The sequence below is a fragment of the Microthrixaceae bacterium genome (assembly GCA_023957975.1).
Classification (GTDB): Bacteria; Actinomycetota; Acidimicrobiia; order Acidimicrobiales; family Microtrichaceae; genus JAMLGM01.
In genome coordinates this window covers 72209-94637 of the sequence record JAMLGM010000003.1, presented here as the reverse complement: position 1 = coordinate 94637, position 22429 = coordinate 72209, and the positions used below count along the sequence as shown (strand labels likewise).

Annotated in this window: 20 protein-coding genes; 10 read left to right on the top strand and 10 right to left on the bottom strand. The window is 66.4% G+C overall.

The genetic code is table 11. The annotated features are described in order from the left end of the window. Window positions 1-118: 118 nt before the first annotated feature. Window positions 119-1966: a hypothetical protein gene (locus M9952_05360; protein MCO5312350.1), complete on the bottom strand. Its 1848-nt coding sequence runs from the start codon at window positions 1964-1966 to the stop codon at window positions 119-121. A 91-nt stretch (window positions 1967-2057) separates the two neighbouring features. On the opposite strand from M9952_05360, the gene M9952_05355 reads away from it, so the two are divergent. After that, complete coding sequence (locus M9952_05355; protein MCO5312349.1) at window positions 2058-2765, top strand: crotonase/enoyl-CoA hydratase family protein; 708 nt, start codon at window positions 2058-2060, stop codon at window positions 2763-2765. A 15-nt stretch (window positions 2766-2780) separates the two neighbouring features. Here M9952_05355 and M9952_05350 read toward each other — a convergent pair whose 3' ends face one another. Then, window positions 2781-4934 carry a hypothetical protein gene (locus M9952_05350; GenBank protein ID MCO5312348.1) on the bottom strand — a complete coding sequence of 718 codons (2154 nt, stop codon included), beginning with the start codon at window positions 4932-4934 and terminating at the stop codon, window positions 2781-2783. A gap of 98 nt (window positions 4935-5032) precedes the next feature. After that, window positions 5033-6022 carry a transglycosylase family protein gene (locus tag M9952_05345; protein MCO5312347.1) on the bottom strand — a complete coding sequence of 330 codons (990 nt, stop codon included), beginning with the start codon at window positions 6020-6022 and terminating at the stop codon, window positions 5033-5035. A 107-nt stretch (window positions 6023-6129) separates the two neighbouring features. Here M9952_05345 and mutM point away from each other — a divergent pair, with 107 nt between their 5' ends. After that, entirely contained in the window at window positions 6130-6999 is an 870-nt protein-coding gene (gene mutM, locus M9952_05340; protein MCO5312346.1) for a bifunctional DNA-formamidopyrimidine glycosylase/DNA-(apurinic or apyrimidinic site) lyase, read from the top strand. Window positions 7000-7154: 155 nt separating this feature from the next. Beyond that, on the top strand, window positions 7155-8438 hold the full coding sequence (locus M9952_05335) for a M15 family metallopeptidase (GenBank protein MCO5312345.1): 1284 nt from the start codon (window positions 7155-7157) through the stop codon (window positions 8436-8438). A gap of 40 nt (window positions 8439-8478) precedes the next feature. On the opposite strand, the gene M9952_05330 is transcribed toward M9952_05335, so the two are convergent. The 3 genes from M9952_05330 to M9952_05320 form a co-directional block, all read right to left on the bottom strand. After that, a complete protein-coding gene (locus M9952_05330; GenBank protein MCO5312344.1) occupies window positions 8479-9984 on the bottom strand; it encodes a diguanylate cyclase in 1506 nt (501 codons plus the stop codon). A gap of 128 nt (window positions 9985-10112) precedes the next feature. Then, window positions 10113-11045: an aldo/keto reductase gene (locus tag M9952_05325; GenBank protein ID MCO5312343.1), complete on the bottom strand. Its 933-nt coding sequence runs from the start codon at window positions 11043-11045 to the stop codon at window positions 10113-10115. Window positions 11046-11088: 43 nt separating this feature from the next. Beyond that, window positions 11089-12141 carry an alpha/beta fold hydrolase gene (locus tag M9952_05320; GenBank protein MCO5312342.1) on the bottom strand — a complete coding sequence of 351 codons (1053 nt, stop codon included), beginning with the start codon at window positions 12139-12141 and terminating at the stop codon, window positions 11089-11091. A gap of 83 nt (window positions 12142-12224) precedes the next feature. Here M9952_05320 and M9952_05315 point away from each other — a divergent pair, with 83 nt between their 5' ends. The 6 genes from M9952_05315 (at window position 12225) to M9952_05290 (ending at window position 17792) form a co-directional block, all read left to right on the top strand. Further along, entirely contained in the window at window positions 12225-13409 is a 1185-nt protein-coding gene (locus M9952_05315) for an acyl-CoA dehydrogenase family protein (protein ID MCO5312341.1), read from the top strand. 84 nt (window positions 13410-13493) lie between these two features. Then, window positions 13494-14276, top strand: a complete 783-nt coding sequence (locus M9952_05310) for an SDR family oxidoreductase (GenBank protein MCO5312340.1) — start codon at window positions 13494-13496, stop codon at window positions 14274-14276. Between the two features lie 64 nt (window positions 14277-14340). After that, a complete protein-coding gene (locus M9952_05305; protein MCO5312339.1) occupies window positions 14341-14730 on the top strand; it encodes a hypothetical protein in 390 nt (129 codons plus the stop codon). Beyond that, a complete protein-coding gene (locus tag M9952_05300; protein ID MCO5312338.1) occupies window positions 14727-15185 on the top strand; it encodes a MaoC family dehydratase in 459 nt (152 codons plus the stop codon). The genes M9952_05305 and M9952_05300 overlap by 4 nt, the downstream gene beginning before the upstream one ends. Window positions 15186-15303: 118 nt before the next feature. Further along, window positions 15304-16509: an acetyl-CoA C-acetyltransferase gene (locus tag M9952_05295; protein MCO5312337.1), complete on the top strand. Its 1206-nt coding sequence runs from the start codon at window positions 15304-15306 to the stop codon at window positions 16507-16509. Window positions 16510-16613: 104 nt separating this feature from the next. Continuing rightward, complete coding sequence (locus M9952_05290; GenBank protein ID MCO5312336.1) at window positions 16614-17792, top strand: MFS transporter; 1179 nt, start codon at window positions 16614-16616, stop codon at window positions 17790-17792. Between the two features lie 34 nt (window positions 17793-17826). On the opposite strand, the gene M9952_05285 is transcribed toward M9952_05290, so the two are convergent. Then, the gene (locus M9952_05285) at window positions 17827-18231 is read right to left on the bottom strand and encodes a DUF2237 domain-containing protein (GenBank protein MCO5312335.1); all 405 of its coding nucleotides are present in this window, start codon (window positions 18229-18231) and stop codon (window positions 17827-17829) included. A 46-nt stretch (window positions 18232-18277) separates the two neighbouring features. Then, window positions 18278-19459 carry an acyl-CoA dehydrogenase family protein gene (locus tag M9952_05280; GenBank protein ID MCO5312334.1) on the bottom strand — a complete coding sequence of 394 codons (1182 nt, stop codon included), beginning with the start codon at window positions 19457-19459 and terminating at the stop codon, window positions 18278-18280. A 157-nt stretch (window positions 19460-19616) separates the two neighbouring features. Between M9952_05280 and M9952_05275 the strand changes: the two genes are divergently transcribed. Beyond that, on the top strand, window positions 19617-20765 hold the full coding sequence (locus tag M9952_05275; GenBank protein MCO5312333.1) for an acyl-CoA dehydrogenase family protein: 1149 nt from the start codon (window positions 19617-19619) through the stop codon (window positions 20763-20765). Between the two features lie 31 nt (window positions 20766-20796). On the opposite strand, the gene M9952_05270 is transcribed toward M9952_05275, so the two are convergent. Next, entirely contained in the window at window positions 20797-21432 is a 636-nt protein-coding gene (locus M9952_05270; protein ID MCO5312332.1) for a hypothetical protein, read from the bottom strand. A 7-nt stretch (window positions 21433-21439) separates the two neighbouring features. Next, entirely contained in the window at window positions 21440-22405 is a 966-nt protein-coding gene (locus M9952_05265) for a hypothetical protein (GenBank protein ID MCO5312331.1), read from the bottom strand. Between the last annotated feature and the right edge of the window lie 24 nt (window positions 22406-22429).

The window sequence follows — 22429 nt, the reverse complement described above, 5'->3', positions numbered from 1 at the left end:
TTCCGGCCTGCCAACCGTCAGAACCCGCGTCGGCCCGCGAACATTCCCCGTCGCCTCGCGGCGACGTCGCCGCAGCACAGCGCGGCGACGTCATCTCCGGCGGTTCCGCAGCCTCGGATCAACCCTCGGAACGGATCTCGGCGAGTCGACCGTCGAGCCAGTCGTCAAGCATCGACACCGAAATCGGGTCGATGAACTGCACGTGGGTCAGCAGTCGCTTCAGCAGAGTGTCTGGAATCTGCTGGGTGGGAATCTGGCCGAACCCGCGCCCGTCGGCCGGCATCGTTGCGAGCGCGCCCTGCGTCAGGCGCTCGGGGATCGGCCCTCGCTGGTCGCCGACCATCGGCAGGCCGAGAATCTCCGCCATTCGCTCGGTCGACTGGTTGCGCACCAGACCGTCGTCGATCGCATAGCTCAAGAACATCGGGATGCCGCGTTCGCGAATCCGGCCCAGGTAATGGGTGTTGTCGGCACGGTCCAGAAGCGTCTGGGCAAAGAAGGTCAGCACATGGGCATCGCCGTAATCGGCAGCCGACGGAACGAGGGTGTGGAACAGATCCCACGCCAAGGAGTGGAACAGGGTGTCGATAATCCCCGAGCCGGGAACCTGGAAGTACGCACCGTCGACATCCGGGGCCAACCCGACGGCCGCGGCGCCAAGGACGCCGCCGAGCGAGGTGCCGGCGAAGTAGAGGTGATCCGGGTTGAGGTCGGGGGTGCCGTCGCCGTTGCCCCGCACAGGGTTCGCCGGGTATTGATCGAGTTCCGCACCGTGTTGTTTGACCGCTTGGATGAGCGACACGTCGTCGAGCACCGCCTGGAGCAGCAACGATTGCACCCGGGGGAGATTTCTCGGCCAGATCAGATCGTAAATCGGCCCACCCTGCAGCCGGGACCCGTGGTTCGGCTTGTCGATGGCGATGGTCGCGAACCCCTTTCGAGCGTTCTGATCCGCGACCACCAGCATCGTCTCTTTCGAAGCGATGAGTCCGTGGCTGTAGACGATGACCGGGGCGCCCTGCGCCGTCGCCGGCCGTTGCGGCAACACCAACAGGAAATCGAGCCAACGCTCCTTGCCGACCGCCGACCCATCCCGAGGGATGGCTCCGTACTCGCCACGGAAGTCCAGGGAACGGATCTGACCCGAAACCAGCAGTGCCCCGCCGAGCACCGGCGGCGCCACCGAGATGTTGCGCATCGGATGGTCGGCCGCTTCGATGAGGCCGACCATCCGGTCGACATCGGTAGTGAACGATTCGTCAGACCGTACGGTGAACGACGTCGCTGCCAGGTACTGATCCCAAGGAATTCCCGGGGTGACCTGTGCCGCGGCGTTTCGGGTAGCGTCCGACGCCCACGCTTTCGAACCGGATGCGCTCGCGAGCCCTCCGGTGACGGCGGCAACCCCCGTCACAACGCCACCGAAAATGCGATGCCCCGGTTCGAATCGGGTGGCGGGGTAGGCGACGATGATGTTGTGCACGCCGCGCTCGTCGGTTTGGAGGTTCGATACCTCAACGTTGACCCGCACCCGCTCGCCGGTCGTCGCGTCCCACACCTGGATGAGTTCGCCGCCGTCGGCCGGAACGGCATCCCTCGCGAGCCCTTCGGGCAGTTGCCAAGCCATCGGGGTGACGGGGGAGAATCCGTCGGCGTTCACCATCGCGTCGGCCAACACGTCGTAGTCGCCGAACGCCGAACGCACGTTCTCGGGGACCACATCCGTCGGGATTTCCAACCGCACGCCCGTGGCGGTCGACGCGTCCTCGACCAGCCAGCGATCGCTCGGGTAGGGGAGGTTGCACGAGAACGAGTCGGCGACGCCACACTCGGCCGCGACGGGCCACGCGGCGCGTGCCAGCAGCGCCAGCTCCGGCGGAATGCAACTGACCGCAACCGCGAGCGAAACTGCGATCGCGATGCCTGCGATGCTGCGACGACGAACCAGATGCTTGTGTTCCCCCATGTCGGCGCACTGTACGAGGCCCACGCCGACCGGCACAAGGCGCTGTTTCGCTTCCGATGCCGCTCACCGCGACCCTTGTAGGGTTGGACCCATGTCTGACACCGCGATTGTCACCACCCGAATCGACGGCGATGTCGCCGTCGTCACCCTCGACGACGGCAAGGCGAACGCCATTTCGTTCGCTGCGCTCGACCAGATCAACGCCGCGCTCGATTCCGCGCTCGAAACCTCCAAGGCCGTGGCCTTCATCGGCCGCGAGGGCAAGTTCTCCGCTGGTTTCGACCTCAAGGTCATGACCGGAGAACCCGAGTCCGCCCGCGAGATGCTTGGCAGGGGCGCCGAGTTGGGCATCCGCATGGCCGAGTTCCCCATCCCGCTCGTCCTCGGCGTGACGGGCCATGCGTTGGCGATGGGGGGCATCATGACCGTTACCGCCGACTATCGGGTCGGAGGCGAGGGTCCGTTCAAGCTCGGGCTCAACGAGGTCGCCATCGGCATGCCGGTGCCGAAGTTCGCCGTCGAACTGTGCCGTGCACGGTTGCAGTCCTCGCATTTCACCCGGGCGCTCCAGCACGCCGAGACCTTCGCCCCCGACCCCGCCGTGGCCGCCGGGTTTCTCGACGAGGTGGTCGAACTCGCGCAGGTCGAATCGCGCGCGGTCGAGGTGGCGGCCCACCTCGCCGCCACCCTCAATCCCCGAGCGTTCGCCCTCACCCGACGATTCATGCGTGGCGCAATGATCGAGCAGATCCGCGCCGGGCTGGCCGAGGATCTTGCCCTGTTCACCGTCGAGACCTGACGTCGACCAGACCGATCAGTAGTCGAGCGAGAACCGGTTCGGGGCGACGCACGGCCGGCCGTCGCACGTGTCGGTGATCTTGCCGTCGGGCCGGAAGAACGCATCCTTCTGCTGAATCGCCGCGGGCGCCCGTCGCGGGTCCTCATGGGAATCGGCGCAGCGCGCGTCGTGTTCCCATTCCTCCTCCGCCATCGCGCCACAGGTCGACTGCCACAGGTCCGAACTCACCGGCGTGATGTTCGCTGCGGGCGGCGGCAGGGTTCCGCTGTCCCAGTACACCAGCAGCGACCGCTCGGTCGCCGCGTCGGGAATCATGTCGAGGCCGAAGAACGGCATGGCGTCGGGGTGGCGTCCCTCCGCGAGCGCCGGCTCGCGGACTCCGGCGCCGATCGTGCGCGCCATCACTTCCGCGGCCACCTGGGCGACCTGATGATCGCCGAAGCCGACGTGCAACAACACCTGGTGTTCGGGCGTGCCCTCGTAGGGATCATCGGTCATGTGTTGCGCATAGCCGGCCGACTCGGCGCGGTCCCACAGCATCTGCAGGACCGGATAGAGGATCGCCTGGTCGAGTTCGTTCGGATAGGCACCGCGCAACACGGCGAAGTAGGTGTCGAAGTCAACGCTTCGGCTGAGCAGCAACGAGTAGTTCATGCCCGGCACACCGAGCACCGCCTTGGCCCATTCGGTGGACACCGCCGTTGCTGCGCCGCCCATGATGCCGCCCTGGCTGTTGCCGTCGAAGTACACCTCGGAGGTGTCGATCACCGAGGCTCCCGCAGTGTTGGCGAACGCCGCGTCGGAGCTGAACCCGCCCGCGTGACCCATCACCCGAGCCAGGAACAACGTGTTCAAGATGCCCTGTTGCGACCGGTCGGCCAGGCTCGCGAACTTGGAGATGTTGCCGAGGATCTCGACGGCATTGCCGACATCGTCGCTGCTCATGCCGATCCAGTTGGTCGCGCAGTACATCATGTTGTTCATCGACGCGTTCTTGGCGACCTGCGACCCCTTGACCTCGCTCAGAGAACCGAGGAGGCCGTGGCCGTAGACGACGGGGCGTGTCGTCGCCCCACTCCCGGCGATGGCGGCCTCGGGAATCTGGCAGGCGAACTCGGCGCGATAGTCGCTTCCCGCGTACTCCGGAAGCTCGTCGCCCTCTCTTGCGGTGAAACGGGATCCGGCAGCGCCATCACCGTCGAGGTAGAGGGGAACATCGAAGGTGCCCTCGACGACGCGACCGATCCCGGGTTTCAAGTCCGTCGTCACCACGTTGGTCACCTCGAAATTCGGCGCCGCGTCACCGAGTCGTTCGAAGCCGTCGTCTCGAATGTGCAACATGCGCTCCGACAGGCTGCGTTGTGAGGCCACGGTGAAGTCCCACGCCGCGAACATGGTGGCCCGGTCGTATCCCAACCGATCGGCCGCAGCGTAGACCTTGTCGATCTCACCACGACGATCCTCGACCGCGTCGATGTCGGTCGTCAGATTGTCGCGATACGCCCGGGTCGCCAGCGACGCTTCGATCGGCTGCCCCGAATGGTCGACGAGTTGGCCGATGATCACGCCGACGTGCGCGCCCTCGTCGAGCGCGACGGCCGGTCGGATGATGACGACCCGCTGGTCCTCGGCCCCGTGGGAGTCGATCTCGACCCAATGAGGGATCCGTTCGCCCGAGTCGAGATCGACGACCGCTACCGGAGAGCCGTCCTGCATCGAGTCACCGATGTCACCGATGGTGGCGACGCCGGAGGCGTCGAGGTCGACGTCGGGAGCGAAGAACAGGATCGGCGTGTTGGGGCTGAATCCGTCGTTGCGATTCCACTCCATCGGATCCAGGGTGGCGCCAGCAGTGTTCGCCAACTGCCCCTCGGGCAGCGATACCCGCTTTCCGGTGTCGCTCGACGGGTCGTCGACCACAAACCTGTTGGACGGGAAGGGCAACAGACAGTGCGTTGGGTCGAGTTCGTCGCAGGCGCCGTCGCCGACGAGTTCACGCAGCACTTCGAGGTCGGCGGCACCCATCGGGGTCGCCGTCGGCACGGCCGAAGTCGTCGAGGTCGTCGAGGTCGAATCGGCCCCGTCGCCGCCGCTGCACGCGGAGATAACCATCGCTGACGTCAGCAGAACCGCAGCGGCCCCACGCCGGACCCCAAGTCTGTGGACCATGTCGACTCCTCTCCTGCGGCCGGTCGCACCGGTGTCGATCGGCCTTGGACGCGGAATCCCCCCGTCGCCCCCGACCACACTACGCAGGAGCGCGGCTGCTACTGGAGATGCCGCCCACAGTGGGGCCACGGCTTCCAGCCGCGGCGCAGGTGCAGCAGCCTCGCCCGAGCGTCCTGTTCGATCGGAGGCGCAGCCGCGGGGTCGCCGAGCCCACCCAACGATGCCCACGTACCGGCATCCATCTGGTAGGCGCCGCGGTAGCGACCGCTTGCCGAGACCGCCCGATAATTGCCACTCGATTCACACTGGCGAAGCGCCGCCCATTGTTCCGGGGTCGGGCCGCCTTCGGGGAGGTCGGGAAGCGGTGCGGACGGGGCATCGGTCGCGACCACCGCTCGCGGTGTCGTCGTCGTGGGGATCGCTGCCGGCTGGGGATCGTTGCGGTTCGGGGCTGCAGGCGCCGGTCGGGGTGACGAAGCGGCGGACGTCGCGGCACCCGCGCCCCCCGCCGGCTGTGCCCGGGCGGCCCGTGCCGCACGCTCAGCGGCATCGGCCGTCGCCTTCGCCTCGGCAGCGGTCAGAGCTCGCTCGGCGTCGGCTTCCGTCGCGTTGGCCTGGGCGAGCGCATTCTCGGCAACGGTCACGCGGGCGGTGAGCGATTCACGCGCTTCGGCCATCGCGACCAGCTTGGGGTCGTTGTCTCGTTTCATGGCCTCGAACTGCGACGAGGCGTCGGCCAGGTCGCCGGCACGGTGCTCCAGGAAGGTCAACCGCCTCGAAGTGACCAGCAGATCCCAGTCGGAGAGGTACGCGAGCATCGGGTCGGTGTCGCCCCCGTCGACAAACGCGTTGGTGGCCGCAGCACGCAACTCGGCTCGGGCGGACTCGATCGATGCGCTGAGCTGTGCCGAGGCGTCTGATGCCGAGGCGATCGAACGGTCGAGGTTCGCCAGATCGGAGACGAGTTCGCCCAACCGCGTTTCGGCGGCCAACCGGGCGTCACGACGCGCCGTGAGTACGTCGCGAGCCTCGCTCAGCGTCGGCGTCGATGCTGGCTCCGCCCACCCGACGGGGCAACCAGCACCCATCACCACGCAGGCGACGGCACCAGCAGCGACCCCTCGTACGCCGAGCGATCGCCGAGAAGCGCTCGAGCCTCGCTCGGACCATCCCATCACGATCAGAGCTTTGTCACATGATCGCAATATATGCAACCGCGCGTTCGGCCGAGCGATGCCTGCTGGCACCATATGGCATGCCCGAACTCCCCGAGGTCGAAACCATCCGCCGCCAGCTCGAGCCACAGCTGGTCGGGGCCCGGTTGAGTGGCACCTGGGCCTTCGACAGCCCCAAGTTCCTCGACGCGATGCTGGTTGAGGACCAGGAGGTCGAGGCGCTCGACCGTCGCGGGAAGTACCTGATTTCCCGGCTCTCGAGCGACGTCGACCTGATCATCCATCTCGGCATGACCGGCAAGGTCCGGGTCGCACCGGCGGGCGACCCCCACGACCCGTATTCGCGAGCGCGCTGGCGGGTCGACGACGACCGGATCCTCTCCTTTGACGACGTTCGACGGTTCGGACGCATCGCCGTGACCACGCGCGACGATCATCGGGCCCTGACGACCCTGCACCACCTCGGCCCTGAACCGTTCGATCCGACCCTCGACGACGAACGGTTCTGGCGATCGCTGCGTTCGACGAGACGCCACATCAAGACCGACCTGCTGTCGCAGCGGCCGATCGCCGGGGTCGGCAACATCTACGCGGACGAGGCGCTGTGGCGCGCCGGGGTCCACCCGGCCGATCGCACGATCACCCGGTCGAAGGCCTACGACTTGCTCGACGCGCTACGCGCCGTACTCGCCGAAGGAATCGAACACGGCGGAACGACCCTTCGCGACTACGTCGACGCGCAGGGCGCGACCGGCAGCCACCAACACCATCTCGCTTGCTACGGCCGCTACGACGAGCCGTGCGAGCGTTGCGGAGCAACGCTACGACGAACCGTCCTCGACGCACGCACGACGACGTTTTGCCCGTCGTGCCAACCACGTCGGCGCTAGCGGTGCCGCCGATCCGCCGATCCGTCGACCTGGGTTCCTGCTCGCCACGGTGACGACTCACAGATTCGACGGTTGGCCGACCGGCGTCGTCCGACACGGTGGTGTTACCGTTTCATGACGCGTTGCTCGCCGCGACCTTCGCGTCCAACCCTGACATGAATCGCCGTACCCCCCGCACTGCAGCCCGAATTCTGGCGGTGAGTCTCGCCCTTTCGCTGAGCCTCACACCGCTGTCGATCGCCGGTCCCTCCGCCGCCGCCGACTCCGGATCAGCGCGTCAGAAACTCAAAGAGCTTCAGTCGGCACAGGAGAAGCTGCGAGCCGAGAAGTCGAAGAGCGCCTCCAACGTCAATGCGCTGCAGGCGACCGAGGCCGACGTCCAAGCGTCGTTGGCCTCCCTGCGCGCCAACGTCGAAAGCGAAGCGTCCCTCCTCGAGGATTCGCGTCGCGCGGTAACCGCGGCCGAGGCGAGAGAACAGGAGGCCCTCGCCCAGGAGGCGACCGCGGCTGCCGAACTCGAACAGCTCAACGCCGACATCAAGGAACAGGTCCGTCTGGCGTTCATCGCCGGGTCGTCGGTGCCCGACGACCCGATCGAGTATCTCGCGGAGGACTCGCTCACCGAAGCGTCCCGCAAGCGGGTCTTCCGGAACGCGAATGCCACGAGTGGAGCCGACGCGGCGGAGCATTACCGGACGATTCAGAACGACCTCCGTATCGCGAGGGAGGCCGCTGCAGCCGCCTCGGCCGAGGCCACCGCCAAACGTGCGGAGGTCGAAACACGGTTGGCCAAACTGCAGGACGCTCAGGCGGCCCAGGAGGCCTATGCGGACCAGGTGGCGGACCGTATCGCCAACGCCTACGCGGAGGCCGCCGGACTCGAAGCGCTCGAACCGGCGCTCGCCGAACAGATCAAAGGCCAACAGCAGGCGCTCGACTCGGCCCTTGCCTCCGAGCGCGAGGCCGCAGCAGCGCGGGCGCGAGCCGCCGGCGCTCGCACGACGAGTGGCCGGCCCTCGGGTTCCGGCGGCTCGGTCTCCCCGGTCGGCGAGGGCAGCATCGTGGCCGTCGGCGGCATCCGCGTCCACCGCGACATCGCCGATAGTCTCGCAGCGTTGCTGAACGCCGCCGCCGCCGACGGGATCCATCTCTCCGGTGGCGGGTACCGCGACTCCGCCGGGCAGATCGCCACGCGTCGAAACAACTGCGGCACGAGCAACTACGCCATCTACGAGATGCCGTCCTCCTCGTGTCGCCCCCCGACCGCCCGACCCGGAAGTTCCATGCACGAGCGTGGCCTCGCGATCGATTTCAGCCAGAACGGCAGGGTGTTGAACCGAGGGAGCTCAGCGTTCAGCTGGCTCAAGGCCAACGCCGCCAACTACGGCTTCTACAACCTCCCGTCGGAACCCTGGCACTGGTCGACCAACGGTAACTGACCCCAAGTTTCAGCGAGTTTTGGCGGCTTTCCCCAACCATTCACCCGTTCTCCGATAACGAGTGGTCGTGATCACGACCACTCGTTATCGGAGAACGGGTCGGGGAGGTCGACAAGTCGATCAGCGGCTCGCCCGGGGCATCGTTGGCCTCGCGAGAAAACACCGACGACGCCAACCCGTTGTCGGCGAGTTCGATGCGGTTGCGGCCGGACTGCTTGGCCACGATGAGTCCGGCGTCCGCGATCCGAACGATGTCGTCCAACGTCTCCGCGACTGAAGAGTCGGTCACCCCGAAACTGGCGGTGAACTTGGGCAATCCAGCCCGATCCAACGCGGCCGCGAGCGCTATCTGGATCCGCCGAAGCACCTCGATCGTGCGCTTCGGCGCCAGATTCGGATACACGAGGACGAACTCCTCCCCGCCGGTTCGCGCCACAATGTCATGGCCACGCACATTGTCCTGCAACACGCCAGCGAACAGTTGAAGCGCACGGTCGCCGGTCTCATGACCAAAGTTGTCGTTCAGCCGCTTGAAATGATCGATATCGGCCATCACCAACGAGAAGGGGACGCGGTCTCGCAGCAGGTCGCCGGCTGCCCGCTCGAATTTGCGTCGATTGGCCAGCCCGGTGAGCCCATCGGTGCTCGCTTCCAAGCGCGAGGACTCGAGCAGGCGGATGGATCCGATCCGCGACCCGACCACGCCCGCCAGCGAGACGAGTTGATCCACCGTCGTCGGCTTCGGCGGGTCGCCTTCGCGCCCGGCGACGTGCAGCACCCCGAGGAGGTGTCCGTTCACACCAACCGGAACGCACACGGCGGAGCAGACCTCTTCATGTTCCGCCAGCAGCGGACAGGAGTTCAGCTCTGATGGCCCCTGGAACGTCATCGTCTGCGCACGGCGCATTGCGGGGCAGTCGTCGACGTTCGACACCGGGCACCCCGGCGAGCCGGCACTCGGGTGTTGCGCTGCCGACCGAAATCGCGTCGGCGAATCGGCGACGAGAAGCTGGGCCGGGTTGTGGGGAGTCAGCAACGCAACGGATTGTTCGACGATGCGGTAGACGTCGTCCTCGTCGCGGGCCATCTCGAGCGCGTCGGCCACTGAACGCAGGTGGATCGCGTCTCGGGCGGAATCGGCGAGCGACACGATTCGCTCGCTGGTCGCGTCGGCCATCACGTTGAACGACCGGGCCACCGTGCCGAGTTCGTCGGTTGCCGGAGCCATGCGTACCGACACGTCGCCGTCGCCGAAGCGGCGCATCTGGCGGCCCACATCGAGCAGCGAGCGACCGATCGACTCCGCCACCGCTCGAGCGACGACGACCGTGATGACCGACCCGATGAGGGCGACGACCAGCGCTGCGATAGGGCTGACAAACGCCGCCCCCGCCGCGCCGAGCGCGGCGCAGAGGCCGACTGCCGCAATCAGGCCGAGCTTGGCATGAAGCGACCAACGGCGTTGCGGTTGGCGGTCCGCCCTTGCGGACAGTGGCTCGGATGTCGGGCGCCGCTCACCCATTCCGTCCTCGATCGCATCAAACATGTCGGTCTTCCGTGCCCCTGTCGCTCGAACGCCACAACCGGCCGATCGACAGTGGAAATTACAAGCGTGTCATCGTACCTCAGCCGAGAGGGAATCTCGGTGCGGCCCAGGTACCTTGCAACATTTCGTCACGGCATGCCATGGAGAATTTGGGAACCTCGCGCCGCTTGGTAGATCTCGTACCACTGCTGGCGCGACAAACCGACGTCCTCCGCCGCAGCGGCTTGCCGCAGGTGGTCCACGGAAATCGTCGACACCAGCGGCACCATCGTCGAGGGGTGATGCATGGCGAACGCCAGCAAGACTGCAGCGAGTTCGACACCCTGCTCGTCGGCAATCCGGCGGCACACCTCGACCGCCGCTGCGGTCTTGCCCGTCAGTTCTCCGAAAAGCCGACCGCCGCACAGCGGCTGGGTCGCGAAGGGAACGAGGCCCAGGGTCACCGCCTGGTCGAGCCGGCCGTCGATCAACGCTCCGAGCGCCAGGAGGTTGAACGGCATGGCGACCGAGGCGATCTGCACGTCGAGAAACGCCTGCAACGTGTCGACCTGGGAGGGGTTGTGTTGACACACCCCCACCTGGGCCACCTTGCCGGCAGCGACGAGTGAGTCGAGTGCGGAGGCCACCTCAGCGGGGTGGGTGAGCAGGTCGGGTTGATGAATCTGATAGAGATCGATCTGCTCAACCCCCAAGCGGTACAACGACGCGTCGCACGCCTGCACCAGGTAGTCGGCTGAGCACTCCAGCGGAATCGGAGGAAACGCACCGCCCTTGGTGGTGATGAACAGCTCGTCGCGAAGCCCCGGTGATGTAGCGAGCACTTCGCCGATCCGCTCCTCGGCCGACCCGAATCCGGGACGCTGAGACGGGTCCGCAAGTGCCGCCGGGTCGAACCCCCACACGTCGGCGCAGTCGATCACCGTGCACCCCGACTCAACGGCAGCATTCAGCAACTCGGCGGCTGCGCTCACGTCGAGTTCGTAGATCCGGGAGGTGCTCAGCCCGAGGGCGCTCAGCTCGACGGCGTCGTCTTCAGCGGTTGAGTCGGTCCGGGCATCCATCGAGGTACGGTACCGCGCGAGCACGCGACCGCTGGCGCTCGGCTCAGTCGATGCCGAAATAGTCGAGGATGCGATCGGTCAGGTTCACCGGCTTGCGCATCCAGTCGTGGTTCAACCCACGGACACTCCACAGGTCGACATGCGCACCACCGCTGCAGCCGGTCCACGACTGTTCGGTGACCGGGTCGCTCTCGACGACCTGAGGATCGAGCGCACACTGCTGGGCCTCGGCCATCTGTTGCATCGTCGAAGGGACCGAGGAGAACGTCACGCCGAGGATCGCCGCGACCAGGCCCTGTCCCCCGTCGTAGGGCACGGTCGTGTCGCCCGTGCCGTGGATCTGCAAGACATCGGTCGGCGCCGACGGGAAGCACCCGCTGACACGGGTTCCGGAAACGCTCACCATCCCGGCGATGCGTTCGGCATCGGAACAGAGGTAGCGATACGCCATCATCCCGCCGTTGGAGTGTCCGACAAGGTAGATCCGCGACGCGTCGACGTCGTCACGTGCGGTGAGTCGCTCGATGAGCCCGCGAAGAAAGCCCACGTCGTCGATCTGCACCGCGCTCGCGACCCCACAGCACCCCTGCGCGTTCCAGCTGCCGGCGACCCCGGCGGGGGTGACGAGCATGAAGCGATGGGATGCGACCGCGTCGGGCCATGCGCCCGCACTTCGCACCGCCGATTCCGATCCGGCGAGGCCGTGCAGCAGGATCACCACCGGCAACGGCCCGGTGCCGACGGCGTCCTGGGCCACCATCAGGTCGCAACCGCGTGCGACGAGTTCGTGCAACACGCATGACTCCCGGTGCAGTTCCGTCGACACCGGCCGAGTCGTCGGCGGTTCGGTCACCGGCGTGGACGTCGGCGTGGGGGCCAGCGTCGTTTCCACCTGCGTCGTTGAGGTCGCCGCCGGTGCAGCCGCTTGCTGACCGTTCGTCAACGCAATCACCAGTGCGAGCACCGCGACCACCGACGCAGCGCCGACGCCCACCCAGATCGCCGTCCGCGATCCCGACGCGAACGGCCGCCGCGGTCCCTGCGGTGGGGGCGGCGGCGACGAGCCCGGGTTGGGGTTGACGGAGAACGGATTCACGGCCTGCGAGCGTAGAGGCTGCGACTGCGGCTGCCGGCTCGCGGATGGGAAGATCTGACACCTCGTCAGATACGATTCGACCCATGTTGGTTGGCGATTCGACAGCAGACTCCGAGTTCCGTGACGAGATCCGCACCTGGATGCACGAGAACCTGACCGGCGACTTCGCCAAGCTCCGGTTCCGGGGCGGCCCCGGCGATGAGCACATGTTTGTCCAGGAGCGGATGGAGTGGGAACGCCACCTCGCCTCGGCCCGTTGGACCTGTGTCGGGTGGCCAACCCAGTACGGCGGCCGCGGGCTCCCGATCAGCCAGGAAGTCATTTTCCACGAGGAATACGCACGAGCGGGAGGACCGGGGCGCGCCGGGCTCATCGGCGAGGGCCTCCTCGGCCCGACGCTCATCCACTTCGCAAGCGAGGAACAAAAGGCGCAGTTCCTCCCCGGCATCGTCGGCGGCACCGAGTACTGGTGCCAGGGCTACTCCGAACCCAACGCCGGAAGCGACCTCGCCAACATCAAGACGACCGCTCGCCTCGTCGACGGCCAGTGGGTCATCAACGGCCAAAAGGTGTGGACCTCACTCGCCCAGTGGTCGGACTGGTGTTTTGTCATCGCCCGCTCCGAGGAGGGTAGCCAGCGCCATGCCGGGCTCGTCTATCTCCTGGTGCCGATGACCGCCGAGGGCATCGAGGTCCGCCCGATCCGCCAGATCACCGGCACCGCCGAATTCAACGAGGTGTTCTTCGACGACGTTCGCACCGATGCCTCCAACATCGTCGGCGGCATCGGCGACGGCTGGAAGGTGGCAATGGGCACCCTGGCGTTTGAGCGCGGCGTGCTCACGCTCGGCCAGCAGATGGCCTTCCAGCGCGAGCTCACCGAGATCATCGACGCAGCGAAGGCCAACGGCCGCCTCGAGGACCCCAATCTGCGCGATGCGATCACCTCGCTGTGGATCCGGGTCCGCATCATGCGAGCGAACGCCGTGCGCACGTTGTCGCTCGCCGAAAGCCAACTGGGCCGCGAGGCGATGATCACCAAGTTGTTCTGGGCCTCGCTGCACCGAGACATGGGCGAGGTGGCGATGGACGCGATGGGCTCCGAGGCCATGATCATCAACGACAGCTACGACAGCCACGAACCCCTCGAGGCGCTGCATCGCCTGTTCATGTTCACGCGATCCGACACGATCTACGGCGGCTCGAACCAGGTACAGCGCAACGTCATCGGCGAGCGGGCGTTGGGCCTACCGCGCGAACCCCGCTAAACGCACGACGTCTGCGCACAGTCCGCTTCCGTTCTCGACCGTCTCACGACCCGCCACACAACCGCACCCGCCGGAGGAATCCCCATGGCCGCACCCGTTCCCGATTACCCACCCGCACGAGGCCTCCTCACCGACAAGACCGTGGTGGTCACCGCGGCCGCCGGCACCGGCATCGGGTTCTCCCTCGCGAAGCGCTGCACCGAGGAAGGCGCGACGGTCCTCATCAGCGACCTGCACGAACGGCGCCTCGCCGAGGCCGCCGATCGCATCGAGGTCGAAACCGGTCGCCGTCCGTTCACCCAACTCTGCAACGTGACCGACGAGGAACAGGTGCAAGCGCTCGTCGCTGCGGGTATCGAACAACTCGGCCACATCGACGTGTGGATGAACAACGCAGGTTTGGGTGGTAACGCCCCGCTCGTCGAGATGACCGACGATCAGTGGAACGTCGTCCTCGACGTCACCCTCACCGGCACGTTTCGGTGCATGCGCGCCGTGCTGCCCCACATGTACGAACGCAACGCCGGTGTCGTGGTGAACAACGCGTCGGTACTGGGCTGGCGAGCGCAAGAACTGCAGGCCCACTACGCCGCGGCCAAGGCCGGTGTGATGGCACTGACCCGCTGTTCGGCGATGGAAGCCGCCAAGCACAACGTGCGGGTCAACGCCGTGTCGCCGTCGCTCGCCATGCACCCGTTTCTCGCCAAGGTCACTCCCGACGGTCTGCTCGAGGAACTCGAAGCCCGCGAGGCCTTCGGCCGGGCCGCAGAGCCCTGGGAAATCGCGAACGTCATGGTCATGTTGGCCAGCGACTACACGACCTACATGACCGGCGAGGTCGTCGCCGTATCGTCCCAGCACGCCTAGCCTGACGGTCGTGATCCACCTCCCCCCTCGACCCCGATCCGAGAGCCGTCGAACGGCTCGCCGCATGCTCGCGGTGTCCGCGTTCGCCGCGCTCGTCGCTGTCGGTGCTGCGAGCGGGTGCGGCTCATCGGAACCGTCGCGCGACGCGTTCATCGCGGAGATGCGCACCACCCTCGGTTCCGACCTGGCCGAGGGAGCGAGCCTCGACGACGTCGACCCCGACGATCTGCGCACCGTGGTCGACGAGTTCCTCGGCTGCACCTACGACGCGGTGAAGGACGATTCCGAATTGCTTCGCCAGATGTATCGCGACCCGTCGTTCAGCACCGCGACCACCGGAAGCTCCGATAATTCGGGCCAACTCCGCTCGCGCGCCGATCAATTGAGCGCAGAGTGCGTGACCGAACTCCAAGAATCGACCAACCAACTCGTGTCCAAGGATTCCTCGCAATGACGCTTCGACTCGCCACCCCTGCCGACCTGCTCGATCACGTCGGCGACCAACTCGGCCCGACCGACGCGGTGAGCGTCGAGCAGGACCGCATCAACCAGTTCGCCGAGGCGACCGGGGACCATCAGTGGATCCACGTGGACGTCGAACGGGCGAACGCCGAGAGCCCCTTCGGCGGCCCGATCGCCCACGGCTATCTCACGCTGTCGCTCGCCAACCTCTTCCTGCCCGAGTTGCTCACGGTCGAGAACTTCTCCATGGGGGTCAACGTCGGGGTCGACAAGGTGCGGTTCCCTGCACCCGTGCCGGCCGGGGCGACGATCTCGGCGACCGGCGAGATCCTGTCGGCGGAACAGATCGGCGAGGGAATCCAGGTGGTCGTGCGCATCACGATCAGCGTCGACGGTGCAGCGAAACCCTCGTGCATCGTCGACACCGTCAGCCGTTTCTTCCCCTGAGCTGCGAGCGCTTCGCGAATCCGACCACGCCGCACGGCGGCCCTCAGGGTTCGCCGCTGAAGTTACCGACGAGTAACCTTTTTCCACCATCACACGGTTCCCACGGGAGATCACGTTCATGCCAGAAGCAGTCATCGTCGCCACCGCTCGTACCCCCATCGGTCGGGCCGCCAAGGGATCGCTCAACACGGTGCGCCCCGACGACCTCACCGCAGGGGTCATCAACGCACTGTTCGACAAGGTTCCCTCGGTCGACCGCAACCAGGTCGAGGATCTCCTCCTCGGATGTGGTCAGCCCGCCGGCATGTCCGGTTACAACCTCGCCCGCGTCGTCGCCATCCTCGCCGACATGCCCGACGTGCCCGGCGTGACCATCAACCGCTACTGCTCGTCGTCGCTGCAGGCGATCCGCAACGCCGGCCACGCCATCAAGGCAGGCGAGGGCGACATCTTCCTCGCCGCCGGCGTCGAGACCGTCTCGCAGTTCATGAGCGGAATGGCCGACGGCGGCCCGAAGAACCCGTTGTTCGACGCCGCCATGGACCGCACCCAGGCCCGCACCGCTGGCGACCAGGGCGCCTGGACCGCACCCGTCGGCCTCCCCGACGTCTACCTCGCCATGGGCGAGACCGCCGAGAACGTCGCTGAATACGAAAACGTGTCCCGCCAGGACCAGGACGAGTTCGCCGCACTCTCACAACAACGTGCCACCGAATCGCTCGAGAACGGCTACTGGGCCGACGAGATCTCCCCGGTCACCCTCGCCGACGGCACCGTCGTCAGCCAGGACGACGGAATCCGGCCCGGCACCACCGTCGAGAAGCTCGCGGGGCTCAACCCGGTGTTTCGCCCGGGTGGTTCGGTCACCGCCGGCAACGCCTGCCCGCTCAACGACGGTGCAGCAGCGGTGCTCGTCATGAGCGACACCAAGGCCAAGGAACTCGGCCTCACCCCGCTCGCCCGCATCGTGAGCTCCGGTGTGTCGGGGCTCAACCCGGAGATCATGGGCCTCGGCCCGATCGAGGCCTGCCGTCAGGCCCTCGGCCGCGCCAACATGACCATCGACGACATCGACCTCGTCGAGATCAACGAGGCGTTCGCCGCACAGGTGGTTCCCTCCGCGAAGCACCTCGGCATCAGCTGGGACAAGCTCAACACCCGCGGCGGCGCCATCGCCATCGGCCACCCCTTCGGCATGACCGGCGCCCGCATCATGGGCACCCTCATCCACAACCTTCAGGTGTCCGACAAGCAGTTCGGCATGGAGTCGATGTGTGTCGGTGGCGGTCAAGGCATGGCCATGATCGTCGAGCGCCTCTCCTGACACAGCCGTAGCGCAGCGACGCCTCGGCCTCGCTGCCCATCCGACGCGGCCCTCCCGGGTTATTCGGGAGGGCCGCCTCGCGTCTCGGGGTAGCGTTGCCCGCCGTGGACACCGAGCAACGAACAACCCTGTGGATCGTGCTCGCCGTGACCGTGGCCATGCAGGCCGGCAATGGAACGATCTTCGGGCTCATCGCCGAGATCCAGGACACCCACGGCATCTCGACCGGTCAACTCGGCCTGATCTCATCGGCGCTGTTCGCCACCTCGCTGTTCAGTGCGCTCGGCCTCGCCCATTACGCCGACAAAGGCCACGCGCGCCGGATGATGATCGTGGGCCTCGCGATCGGCGCGATATCGACCGCCTGGTTCGGCGTCGCCACCGAGCTGTGGCAGTTCATCGCCGCCCGGGGGCTGTGCGGACTCGGCGTCGGCATGTTCCTGGCCGCCGGCCGGTCGAGTGTCGCCCGGCTGTCGACCACCCGCGCCGGGCAGAACCTCGGCATGATGGTGGCGGCGGAGACGACCGGGTTCGTCTTCGGCCCGACCATCGCCGTGTTGTTGTTCAAGCTGGGCAGCCTCTCGACGCCCTTCTTCGTACTCGCGGCGATACAAGGTCTTGCGCTGGTGTTTCTCTTGACCCGGCACGCCGACGTTGAGGCGAAAACCCGTCCTACCCCGTTGCCAATGTGGAAGCTCAGCGGCCTCGATCTGCTGTCTCGGCCCAAGGTCCTCGGCGCGGCGCTGCTGGGCCTCGCCATGTATCTCCCCGTCGGCGTGTACGAGGCCCTTTGGTCGCGCTACCTCACCGACCTGGGGGCGTCGACCACCTTCGTCGGAGCATCGCTGACGCTCTACGGCGTGCCGCTCGCGCTCCTCGCGGGGTTCGGCGGGCGCCTCGTCGACCGCGACGGGGCGATCCCCGTCGCGAAGCGGACCCTCGCGATGCTCGTGCCGATCGTGATCCTGTACGGCCTCGTCGGGTCGTACTGGGCGGTCGCCCTCGTCGCCATGGTCGAATCGGTGGTGCAGGCCACGGCCAACCCCTCGGCGCAGAAGGCGATGGTGCAGGCGTGTCCTCCCGATCGGATCGGCAACGGTCAAGGCCTGACCTCCGCATTCGGTCTCGCCGGAGCGGGACTGCTCAGTTCGGTTGCACCGTGGGTCTACGCCGAGCTTGGGTCCGGCTGGCTGTTCGGCATCGTCGGCGTCATGTGCGCAGTTCTGGCCACCATCGCGTTCTCGTTGTATTCACGCGGCGAATCGCTCGTTGGCGTCGCCTGACAGCCGTAGGGTCGAGGGCTCAGGAACCGCGCCGTCAGTCGAACCCTTCGAGGGTGTCGGGCACATCGATTCGATACGTCACCAGCACCTCGAGCGGCACGATGTCGAGCGCTCGTTCGTGGGTGGAAGCCAACACGATCGGAGCGGCTTTGCCGTCGAGATGCGCTCGCAACCAGTTGCGCGCGGTCACGCACCAGCGATCGCCGGGCTTGAGCCCGGGAAAGCGATACTGCGGCATCGGGGTCGACAGGTCGTTGCCGATGCTTCGCTGGTGCATCAGAAACTCCTCGGTCATCACCGCGCACAGCGTGTGGCTTCCCAGATCCTCGGGCCCGGTGCTGCAACATCCGTCGCGGTAAAACCCCGTGACGGGGTCGGTTCCGCACGGTTCGAGCACTCCACCCATCACGTTGCGCTCCTGAGGCCGTTCGACTTCCACGTTCGCTCCTTGTCTTGTTCGCTGCGTTGGTTCCGGCGGCGCAGCTCTACGATCGTCGCGCCTCAGCGGCGCGAAACGCCCGCTTGGCGATCGACCACCGGTGGGTTTCCGAAGGTCCGTCGTAGATTCGAAACGGCCGCACCTCCTGGTAGTAACGGCTCAACAAGACGTCCCGCGACACTCCGAGGGACCCACAGATCTGCAGGCTTCGATCGACCACCCGATTGATCGCTTCCGCGCTGAACGTCTTGGCCATCGACGTCTCGGCCGAGCCCTTCGCCCCGGTATCGATCACCTCGCTCGCCATTTTCGTGATCGCCCGTGTGGCGGCGATGTCGATCTCGTTGTCGGCGATCATCTGCTGAATCATCCCGAGTTCGGACAGATGTTTGCCGAACGCCATGCGGTCGAGCGCCCGGTCGAGCGCGATGTGGTGACTTCGAGTGGCGATTCCCAGCCAACGCATGCAGTGGGTGAGCCGCGCCGGCCCCAGTCGAACCTGCGCATAGCGAAAGCCGGCGTCCACCTCCCCCAATACGGCCGCCTCGCCGACGACGCAGTTGTCGAAGACCACCTCGCCGTGACCGCCGATCATCCCTTCGTCGAGGGTGTCGATGCTGCGCTTGACCCGCACGCCTGGATGGTCCGCGTCGACGAGGAACATCGTGGCGGCCGATCCCGAATCACCCGTGCGCGCCATGCAGATGAAGAACGATGCGCCGGTCGCGCCGGTGATGAACCACTTGTGCCCGTCGATGCGCCATCCACCGTTCACCGGGACTGCCGAGGTACGCAGCATCGACGGGTCCGAGCCGGCACCCGGCGCAGGTTCGGTCATCGCAAACGCCGAGCGGATTTCTCCGGCGGCCAGCGGCACAAGATAGACCTGCTTCTGCTCCTCGGTCGCGACCATTTCCAACAGGTGCATGTTGCCCTCGTCGGGGGCCGCGATGTTGATGGCCAACGGCCCGAACAACGAGTAGCCGGCCGCCTCGAACACCGGTGCCCGCTCGACGAGTCCGAGGCCATGACCGCCGAATTCCCTCGACACGTGGGGGGCCAGCAGGCCGCGTGCGCGCGCCGCCGCTTGGAGACTGCGCCGGAACTCCTCCGAGGCGTGGTGCAGATTGCCACCCTCTTGAACTTCGAGCGGAACGACCTCGTCCGCGATGAAGCGTTCGACCTCGCTGAGCAGCGCTTCCGGAGTGGTCGGTTTGAGATCGGGCACATGGTCTCCTGGCGCTCGGTCGGCGATCCAGTTTGCCAGCGTCAGAGATGAGGGAGCCTTCGACTTCGCAATTTCGACAGCCACGGAGAAGAATCTGTGCCGCAGTACGCGAGAACCACGATCCCGAAGGATCGCCACGACCCCCTGGAGCCACCTCGTGCGCCGAACACTCTTCACCGAAGAACACGACCTGTTCCGCGAGGCGATTCGCCAGTTCGCCGAGCGCGAGATCGCCCCTTACTACGAAGAATGGGAGCTTGCCGGCATCACCCCTCGAGAGCTGTTCACCAAGGCGGGCGCGAACGGCTTCTTGGGCATGGACGTCGAAGAGGAGTACGGCGGCGGCGGGGCGACCGACTTCCTCTACAACATGGCCCTCGGCGAGGAACTGGCCTACGCCGGGTTCAATGGTTCGGGAATCGGCCTGACGTTGCACAACGACATCTGTGTGCCGTATTTCCGCACCCTCGGCACCGAGGAGCAGAAGCAGCGCTGGTTGCCTGGCATCTGCTCGGGTGAATTCATCACGGCAATCGCGATGACCGAACCGGGCATCGGGTCGGACCTGGCATCGATGTCCACCACCGCCATTCGCGACGGCGACTCCTACATCGTCAACGGATCGAAGACCTTCATCACCAACGGGATCAACGCCGATCTCATCATCACTGCCGTCAAGACCGACCCGACCCAGAAACACAAGGGCATGTCGCTGCTCGTGATCGAGCGCGGGATGGAAGGGTTCGAACGCGGTCGCAACCTCGACAAGATCGGTCTGCACTCGCAAGACACCGCCGAGTTGTTCTTCAACGACGTGCGGGTTCCGGCGGAGAACCTGCTGGGCATCGAAGGCCACGGCTTCCTGCATCTGGTCGACAAGCTCGCTCAGGAGCGGATGAACATCGCGATCTACGCGTTGGCCTCATCGGAGGCAGCGCTCGGATGGACGCTCGACTACGTCAAGGAACGCACGGCGTTCGGCAAGCCGATCGGCACCTTCCAGAACAGCCGGTTCAAGCTCGCCGAACTGCGCACCGAGATCGATATCGCCCAGTGCTTCGTCGATCGTTGCATCGAGGACCTCAGCAGGGGCGAACTCGACGGGGTCGACGCCGCCAAGGCCAAATGGTGGACCACCGAGTTGCAGAAGCGGACGATGGATACCTGCCTGCAGTTGCACGGTGGATACGGCTACATGCTCGAATACCCGATCGCCCGCTCGTACCTCGATGCACGGATCACGACGATTTACGGTGGCACGACCGAGATCATGAAGGAGATCATCGGCAAGTCGCTCGGTATCTGAGCGCCGGGTCGGCGCGGGAGGATTCGTCTCGTTAAGCGGCGACTTTGACCGCGGCTGTGGCCAGTGCGGCGGTCGCCGGTCCTTCGTTCGACACCACGGTGACCTTCAGCTTTGAGGCGTCGTTGTCGTGGTCGACACGTTCGAGGCGAAGCCACACGCCGTCGGACTCGCGACCGGGGATGATCGAGACGGCGCCGCTGACGGCCCACGCGACCTGACCCGGCGCGTGGGCCTCGGCCGACAGCACGGCGTTGCGGACATCGCCGCGGAACTCTCCGAGTTCTTCGAACGCTGCGATGGACTCGCCGAGTTCACCGTCGAGCGCCGAGCTGAGCGCACCCGCCACCGCCACGAGGTCCACATCACCGGCATCCAACTCCCACACGCGACGCGAGACTCCGTCCCATTTCGGCCGGTTCGACAGCACCAGACACGGACGGATCATCGCCGCGTCGGCGACTCGCCGAACAAAGGGCACCGTCGATGCCAACAACGCCAGGCCGACAAAGAACAGTACGACTCCCAGCCTCGTGTTGAAGAACGCGAACATGGCCAGCCCCACAAAGGTTCGAACGACGGCGAATACCGCCTCGCCCGGATGGGTCGCCGCGTACGAGCGAAGGTCGCCGACCGCCAACCCGGATGGCCGCTTTTCGTAGACCCGCACGGCATCCCTACCTGTAGAAGTCGTCGGGCACGACGAAGTCCGTAGCGAGCGGGACCATCACCGGGTCCACCACGATCGCATCGCCGTGCTTGCCGCGCAGTTCATCACCCAGTCCGCGATCGAACCAGGTCTGCACGATGACCGTCCCGGACACGCCATCGGCGACCACGGAGAATGCGTCCGGAACGTCGGACGCGATCGACTCGCTCAGCGTTTCCAACTCGACCTTGGAGTAGTCGGCTCGGGTGACGCAGATGGGGCCACCCCACATGGAACGCAACACCGTCTCGTACCCCGCCACGTTGTCGGTGAACGTGATGTGCCACACACCTGCGGTCGCCTCATAGCCGTAGAAGTCCAAGGGCGCCGACACCGCTGCCGGCTCAGTCCACGAGTAGGCGAAGTCCGGGGCCGCTTCGACATACGCGTGTGCGGCCTCCCACGCCAGCGTCGAGGCCTTGGCCGAGTCGACGACCGCCCACCCTCCGGCCGGCGGCTCACACCGCTGTCGTGCATCGACACCGGCATCGGCACCGACCGCAGACGAGCCGGTGGAGGGCAACCTCCAGCCCCATTCCGGAGGTCCGGCGTTACTCACGCGAAGCGCGGCACCCTCGAAGGTGCCGACGACGACAGCGGTTCCCCAGGTCTGGTCGCCGTCGGATTGTTCGTCGTCGACGAGATCCCACGACCAGTCGATCAGGTCGATCCCCGTGCACGGCTGAGGTGTGTCGGCGCTGACGAACGCACACAACTGCGGCACGCCTCCATCAGCCTCGTACACCATCGCGAGCCCGCCATAACGCTCGGTGGATTCACCGGACGCGCCCGATGCGCCCGATGCGCCATCGGCCGACACGGCGGCGGTTGACGCGTCATCGCCAGCACTGCACGCTGCGAGCGACAACGAGGCGGCCAGCGCCAACACGACGACGGATTCGGTGCGACGTCGGGATGGTCTGGTCGACCTCATCGGCCCATCATGGCGCACAGGGCT